Origin of the sequence: Burkholderia sp. IT-111MI5 (assembly GCF_949752865.1) — a bacterium.
GTDB classification, from domain to species: Bacteria; Pseudomonadota; Gammaproteobacteria; order Burkholderiales; family Burkholderiaceae; genus Burkholderia; species Burkholderia pyrrocinia_C.
Genome location: NZ_CATKIF010000067.1, coordinates 1 through 221 on the forward strand (window position 1 = coordinate 1; position 221 = coordinate 221).

1 protein-coding gene is annotated in these 221 nt (G+C 62.0%); it reads right to left on the bottom strand.

Features of this window, described 5'->3' with window-relative positions; translation table 11 throughout:
* A partial coding sequence (locus ACM6JT_RS31345) for an amidohydrolase family protein (protein ID WP_414857875.1) occupies positions 1-221 on the bottom strand: 221 nt, incomplete at both ends.

Genomic DNA, 221 nt, shown 5'->3' on the forward strand with positions numbered 1-221 from the left:
GCGTTCGGCTTCTGCGTGAACAGGTTGTACGCGATCCGGATCGTCATCTCGCCCGCGTCGTGCAGCTTGCGGATCACTTCGTAATCGTCGGGATAATTCTGCGAACCGCCGCCCGCATCGATCACGCCCGTCACGCCGAGACGGTTCAGTTCGCGCATGAAGTGGCGCGTCGAGTTGTACTGGTATTCGAACGGCAGCTTCGGCCCCTTCGCGAGCGTCGC